Raw genomic sequence first — 6516 nt, 5'->3', positions numbered from 1 at the left:
GCACATCCTCATAGCCCGCCGTACGCCCGGGGACGGTCAGTGGACCGGCGAACAACGACAGGCCCTCCGCGTGACAGCGCGTCCACGCCGTGGAGTGCGCCCGGCACCACCGCTCCACCTGACGCCAGTGCGTGTCAGGCAACCAGTGTGCGCAGTCCACCAGCACATCCGCGCCCATCACGGCCTCCTCGTCGACCGGACCGCGCCGCACGCGCACCCAGTCAGCCGCAAGGTCCCCGACAAGCTGGGCGACCGGACCGTCCCCGGAAACGTGCAGCAGCGGTGGGGTGGTCCGGGCCGGCGTCGATGCTCCGTCGCCTCCGTCGATCAGGACGCCCCGATCGGCCAGCGCCTGAACCAGCTGCGCGAGCCCGGACTCCGAGCTCGCGTCCCCCTCCGCGGCAGGCGCAGGCCCCGATCCCACGGGCCCGCTCACCCGTAGCCGATCCCGCAGCTGGGCGACCACCTCCGACGGTCCCAGCACCCGCAGGAACACCTCGCCCGGTCCGACCACACGCCAGCTCCCGTCCGGGAGCGGATAGAGGTGATGGCCATCGGCCAGCTTCATCGAGAACCCTTCACTGACTGAGAAGGCACGCGCCGGGGACCGGGTCCCGGCAGGAACACGCCGGGACCCGGCCGCACAGTCAGCGCCCGATGACGAACGGGTTGTGGACCAGGGCGTTCGTGCCCGGACCCTGCGGCGCCGCCACCGGCGCCACCACCGACACCGGCTCGACGACGAACGGGTTGTGGACCAGCGCGTTCGTGCCCGGACCCTGCGGTGCCGCCACCGGCGCCACCGCGCTCACCTGCTCGACCAGGACCTCGCTCACACATCCTCCTCTTATTGGTATCGGAAACCATTTCCGATAAGGGGACGCTAGAGGTTCTCTGCGCTGACCGCAAGACCCTTCACATCGTCACTTCGGGACGGTCAGGTCGTGGTCCACGCGGTGAGGGCCATGAGCGAGGCAGGTCGAGCTCTGCGTCACGACCCTGCAGCACCGGCGCCCGATGGACCGAACAGTCCCGAGCGCCGAGGTTTCCGCGACAGCACGATGGTCACGTTCTGCCCAGCGGCTCCGGAACAGGGTGGGTCTGGGTGGTGCGCCAGGTCCGGGGGTGCAGGAGCCGTAGTCCGTTGAGGCCGACGATGAGGGTGGAGCCTTCGTGGCCGGCGACGCCGAGGGGCAGGGGTAGGTGGCCGAGCAGGTCCCAGGCGACCAGTGCGGTGATGAAGGTCGCCGCGATGGCCAGGTTGGCGGTGACGACACGGCGGGCGTGGCGGGACAGCTCGATGACCGCGGGCAGGGCGATCAGGTCGTCGCGGACGAGGACCGCATCGGCGGTTTGCAGGGCGAGGTCGGAGCCGTGGCGGCCCATCGCGACGCCGAAGTCGGCGGCGGCGAGCGCGGGGGCATCGTTGACGCCGTCGCCGACCAGCAGCACTCGCCGCCGCTGATCCTGCAAGGCATGAATCCGGGTGACCTTGTCGGCTGGCAGCAGCCCGCCGTGCGCCTCATGGATGCCCAGCTCGGCGGCGAGTCGGCTGGCGGCGCCGGGGTTGTCGCCGGTGAGCAGGACCGGGGATGTTCCGGTGAGTCGGGTCAGGGCGGCCACGGTGGCGGCGGCATGCGGGCGGGTCCGGTCGGTGAGGGTGAGGACCGCGGTGTGATGGTCGTCGATGGTGACGACCACGGCAGTGTGCCCGCTGGCCTGCACGGCGTCTATCGCGGCTCGCGGCCCAGGGGTCAACTGCGCGGCGACAGGACCGTCCTGCGGCCCGTCCAGCAGGCGCGGACTTGCGACCTGCACGCGATGGCCGTCGACGGTGGCGGTCACGCCGCGTCCGGGGGTTGAGGTGAAGTCGTGCGCGGCGGGGATGGCGAGGTTGCGGTCGCGGGCGGCGGCGAGCACGGCCGCGGCGACTGGATGCTCGCTGGGATGTTCGGCGCCAGCGGCCAGTTGGAGTACCCGGTCCGCGTCGATCGCGGGTGCTCTGGAGGGCTGGCCGTCTCCGGAGCCGTCATAGGCGACGTGAACGTCGAGGAGACGGGGGGTGCCTTCGGTGAGGGTGCCGGTCTTGTCGAACGCCACCAGGGTGGTGTCGGCCAGCCGTTCCATGACCACGGCCGACTTGACCAGTACGCCGTGGCGCCCGGCGAGAGCGATCGCGGACAGCAACGGTGGCATCGTCGCGAGCACCACCGCGCACGGCGATGCGACGATCATGAAGGTCATGGCGCGGAGCAGGGTGGGTCGCAACGCCGCGCCGGACAACAGGGGGATGGCGAACAGGGCGAGGGTCGCTGCCACGACGCCGATCGAGTAGCGCTGCTCGACCTTCTCGATGAACAGCTGCGTTCTCGCTTTGGTTGCGGAAGCCTCTTCGACCAAAGCGACGATGCGGGCGATCACCGACTGGCCGGCGGGGCGATGGACCCGGACGGTCAGCGTGCCGGTGCCGTTCAGCGTGCCCGCGAACACCTCATCTCCGGTCACCTTCGCGACCGGCAGGGGTTCGCCGGTGATCGTGGCCTGGTCGGCCTCGCTGGCGCCGCCGACCACCATGGCGTCGGCACCGATGCGTTCCCCGGGGCGGATCCGGATGACGTCCCCGACCCGAAGGTCCACGGTGCTTACCGTCTCCTCCGTTCCGTCGGGACGTATCCGGTTGGCCCGCTCAGGTGCCAGGTCGAGCAGGGCGCGCACGGAGTCGGCGGTGCGCGCGGTCGCGACCGCCTCCAGTGCCCCAGAGGTGGCGAAGATGACGATCAGCAGGGCGCCGTCGAAGACCTGCCCGATACTGGCTGCACCCCACGCGGCGACGATCATCAGCAGGTCCACGTCCAGCGCGCGTTCCCGCAATGCCCGCACCCCGGCCGCAGCTGGTATCCATCCACCGGCGGCGTAGCAGGCGAGGTACAGCACCCACCAGACCGGCGCCGGGGCGCCGGTCACCTGCATGACGCCGCCGACCGCGAACATCACACTCGCCAACGTCGCCCAGCGCACCTCGGTGAGGACCCAGAGACGGGCGGCCAGCTCCCGCCCCGCCACCACGGCGTGCGCTTCGGCCGGATGAAGGGCGGCGGAAGCGGGACTCGTCGTCAGCGTCACCCGAATCACGCTACCTGCGTGACCACGTATATAGCTAGGCAGGAAGGCTACTGGACAGCCGAGTAGCAGGGTGTATCGGTTAACCTTGGTACGTGCACAGCGATCTGCCGGACTTCCGGATGCCGAACGAGGAACAGGTCCATCTGGCCGCCGAAGGCTTCCGGCTACTCGCGGACCCCACCCGCATCAAGATCCTCTGGGCGCTGCTACAAGGTGAGTCCTCGGTTGCCTGCCTCGCTGACCTCGTCGGCGCCGCACCCACGACGGTCAGCCAGCACCTGGCCAAACTGCGCCTCGCCGGGCTGGTCCGTGGACGCCGCGAAGGTACCTTCGTCTACTACTCCGCCGCGGACGTCCACGTGCAGGCCCTGCTCGCCGAGGCACTGTTCCACGCCGACCACGCCGACCGGAACCTGCCCGACCACACGGCCGGCGAGGCGGCACCCCACACCCACATCCCCGCCCGGCCGATCGCGGCGAAGACAAGCCTCTGATCATCAAGCCCGTTCGAAACGGCGACCAGGTGCCGAACACCGCCCATTGGACCGTTCGACGCGGGTCGCGGTAGTCGAGGTCGGACGGCTGTTCGTCGCCGTGGACGGCCTGGCCGAACCACGCGAACGCGCCATGCCCGGGAAGACCACAGCTTTGCCGCGCCGGAGATCCCCTGGGCCGCCGCCCAGCAGGTGACGCACACACCACCCGAGGCAGAGCCCGCCACGCGTTGGAGGGCAGAGACAGACGACACCCCCACGCCCGGAGGGGCAGGGCCCCGCCAGCGCTGCTAACGAAAACGATTACTATTACGGACAGCCATCAGGCAGTTGGATCGCGGCAACGCCGCCACGACCTCGGAGCCACCTATCATGAAGATCGCTTTTGTCGGCAAGGGCGGCAGTGGCAAGACCACCCTGTCCTCGCTGTTCTGCCGCCACCTCGCCGCAGCCGGCGCACCCGTCCTCGCTCTCGACGCGGACATCAACCAGCACCTCGGCGCCGCGCTCGGCCTCGACGACGCGGCCGCGCCCGTGGCGATGGGCGAGCACCTCCACGAGATCAAGGACTACCTCCGCGGCGACAACCCCCGCGTCCCGTCCGCCGACATGATGGTCAAGACCACCCCGCCCGGCACCGGATCACGGCTGCTCCCCCTCGCCGACGACAACCCGCTGTGGCGACGCTTCGCCACCGATGTCGATGGCGTGCGATTGGTCGCGACCGGAGCGTTCACCGACGAAGACCTCGGTGTGGCCTGCTACCACTCCAAACTCGGCGCGGTCGAACTCCTGCTCAACCACCTGATCGACGGACCCGGCGAATACGCCGTCGTCGACATGACCGCCGGCGCCGACGCCTTCGCCTCCGGCCTGTTCGCCCGCTTCGACCACACCTTCCTCGTCTGCGAACCAACCCGCAAAGCCGTCGCCGTCCACCGCCAGTACCGCGACTACGCCCGCGAGTTCGACATCACCCTGTCCGTGATCGGTAACAAGGTCACCGATGACGTCGACGAGGAGTTCCTGCGCCGTGAGGTCGGCGACGACCTCCTCGTCTGTGTCGGACCGTCGGCACCAGTGCGTGCGATGGAGCAGGGCAGACCCTTCCACCTCGACGACCTCGAACCGGTCATCCGCATCGCACTCGACACCATCCGCGACGCCGTCGACGCCACCGAACACGACCCCGATGCCTTCCTCCGACAGATGCACGACCTCCACCTCCGTAACGCCCGATCCTGGGCCGACGCCGCCACCGGCACGGACCTGTCGATCCAGATCGACCCAACCTTCACCTTTCCCCATGCCCGCAACCCACATCAGGCCGTCACGCCGCGCTAACCGGACCCGACAGGCTCAGCGGACGCCCGCCAAGCCACTCGCCCCAGTCCACGACGGGCTGGCTCGCAGTGCCGCGGAACGGAGATCAGGATGCGAGGCCACCCCATGGCGGCCTTCGCCCCTTACAGTCACGGTAAAAGCGGTGCCGCGGCCCCAGACCACCCAGCCGGTGTAGCCACCCTTCACGGTCACCTTGGCGCGGCGCCCGGTGACGTGTTGGCGTCCTCGAACAGGTTGAGCGGGTCCAACACGCCACGTCGCCAGCGTCGTCGGGAACGGCCACCAGCTCTTCCAACCGCTTCACTGCGGCGGCCGGCAGCCGACTGACCACCAGCGCCGGTGAACTGCTGCTCGAACGCCGCCCGCGCCGCGCCCAGCACCCGCTCAACTCACGACGGCCCCGGCGGCTCGACCCGCTGCGCCCGACACCGGGCCAGCAACGCCCGACGCTGCCAGTCGTCGGTCAACTCGACCGGACACACCTCGAAGGCCATCCAGGCGCCCACGCGTCCTCATCGGCGAGAGCGCACTTCCGGAACCCCAACTCCCAGCGGATCTCCGCACAGTGACGTTCGATGGCTCGGCCGGAAAACACGTACTTCCCGAACGGATCCGGCTCGACCCCGACCTGCTGCTCGACGTAGTCGACCACAGCTCTGGGCACCTCGCCGGCGTGCCGCGGGAACCGCGCGCCCCGACGATCACCCTCCGCCCCAATATTGACAATAGTTTTCGTTTTCATCAGGGTGGCACCATGCCCCGTCCCGTTCCCACCGTTCCCACCGAGCCCACCGTGGCCACCGTGGCCGCCGGATGAGCCTGCTCAGTCCCGGTGGAACACGGCCGCCCGCAGTCGATCCGGCCATCGCCGAGAAGCTGCGCGGCTGGATCCGCGCCGCGCTGGACCTCGACGAGGAGGTGACCATGCTCGTCGCCCAGCTGGCGTGCGCGGAGCCGGGCTGTCCACCCGTCGAGACTGTCCTGGCCGCACTGCCGGCAGCCGGCCGACGCTCGGTCACCCTGCCCGGTCCCGCGGCGTGCCTCACCGAGTCCGACGTGCGCCGTGCCTTCCACCTCTCCGGAGAAACGCATGCCCACTGACGCCACCTCGCCGCCGGCCAGTCAGGCCGCCAAGGTCCCGGTGACTGTGCTCACCGGCTTCCTCGGCAGCGGCAAGACCACGCTGCTCAACCGGATCCTCACCGAAGAACACGGCAAGCGCATCGCCGTGATCGAAAACGAGTTCGGTGAGATCGGTATAGACGACGCTCTGGTCGTCGACGCCGAAGAAGAGATCTTCGAGATGAACAACGGCTGCATCTGCTGCACCGTGCGCGGGGACCTGATCCGCATCCTCGGCACGCTGATGCGCCGCCGGGACAGGTTCGACCACATCCTCATCGAGACCACCGGGTTGGCCGACCCGGCCCCGGTCGCGCAGACCTTCTTCGTCGACGACGAGATCGCCGGCCAGCTCCGGCTGGACGCCATTCTCACGCTCGTGGACGCCCGGCACCTGGCCCGCCACCTCGACGACACCAAGCCCGAGGGCGTG

The 6516-nt window shown here is 69.6% G+C and carries 8 protein-coding genes and 1 pseudogene; 5 read left to right on the top strand and 4 right to left on the bottom strand.

Annotation, left to right across the window (positions count from 1 at the left end):
• From NBW84_RS01490 to NBW84_RS01480, 3 genes and pseudogenes are all read right to left on the bottom strand, one after another.
• Positions 1–514: pseudogene (locus NBW84_RS01490) on the bottom strand (hypothetical protein); the annotation flags it as partial.
• 133 nt (positions 515–647) lie between these two features.
• Positions 648–836, bottom strand: a complete 189-nt coding sequence (locus NBW84_RS01485) for a streptamidine-related RiPP repeat protein (RefSeq protein ID WP_250280976.1) — start codon at positions 834–836, stop codon at positions 648–650.
• 229 nt (positions 837–1065) lie between these two features.
• The gene (locus NBW84_RS01480; protein WP_445548207.1) at positions 1066–3117 is read right to left on the bottom strand and encodes a heavy metal translocating P-type ATPase; all 2052 of its coding nucleotides are present in this window, start codon (positions 3115–3117) and stop codon (positions 1066–1068) included.
• A 98-nt stretch (positions 3118–3215) separates the two neighbouring features.
• Between NBW84_RS01480 and NBW84_RS01475 the strand changes: the two genes are divergently transcribed.
• Positions 3216–3617 carry an ArsR/SmtB family transcription factor gene (locus tag NBW84_RS01475; protein ID WP_250280973.1) on the top strand — a complete coding sequence of 134 codons (402 nt, stop codon included), beginning with the start codon at positions 3216–3218 and terminating at the stop codon, positions 3615–3617.
• A gap of 372 nt (positions 3618–3989) precedes the next feature.
• Complete coding sequence (locus tag NBW84_RS01470; protein WP_250280972.1) at positions 3990–4961, top strand: ATP-binding protein; 972 nt, start codon at positions 3990–3992, stop codon at positions 4959–4961.
• A 463-nt stretch (positions 4962–5424) separates the two neighbouring features.
• Here the strand turns inward: NBW84_RS01470 and NBW84_RS23985 are convergent, their stop codons facing one another.
• Complete coding sequence (locus NBW84_RS23985; RefSeq protein ID WP_445548607.1) at positions 5425–5613, bottom strand: hypothetical protein; 189 nt, start codon at positions 5611–5613, stop codon at positions 5425–5427.
• Here NBW84_RS23985 and NBW84_RS01465 point away from each other — a divergent pair.
• The 3 genes from NBW84_RS01465 to NBW84_RS01455 all read left to right on the top strand — a co-directional run.
• Positions 5527–5778 (top strand): hypothetical protein, encoded by a 252-nt coding sequence (locus tag NBW84_RS01465; RefSeq protein ID WP_250280970.1) that lies wholly within the window; start codon positions 5527–5529, stop codon positions 5776–5778. The genes NBW84_RS23985 and NBW84_RS01465 overlap by 87 nt on opposite strands.
• Positions 5775–6062, top strand: coding sequence for a hypothetical protein (locus NBW84_RS01460; RefSeq protein WP_250280968.1), 288 nt, complete (start codon positions 5775–5777; stop codon positions 6060–6062). Before NBW84_RS01465 ends, NBW84_RS01460 begins: the two co-directional genes overlap by 4 nt.
• Positions 6052–6516 (top strand): CobW family GTP-binding protein (locus NBW84_RS01455; RefSeq protein WP_250280966.1); only part of this gene is annotated, 465 nt, incomplete at its 3' end. The genes NBW84_RS01460 and NBW84_RS01455, both read left to right, overlap by 11 nt.

This window comes from Protofrankia sp. CiP1_Cm_nod2 (genome assembly GCF_920664355.1).
GTDB lineage: Bacteria > Actinomycetota > Actinomycetes > Frankiales > Frankiaceae > Protofrankia.
Note: the sequence above shows the minus strand (reverse complement) of the source record. Positions and strands in the feature narration are given on the sequence as shown.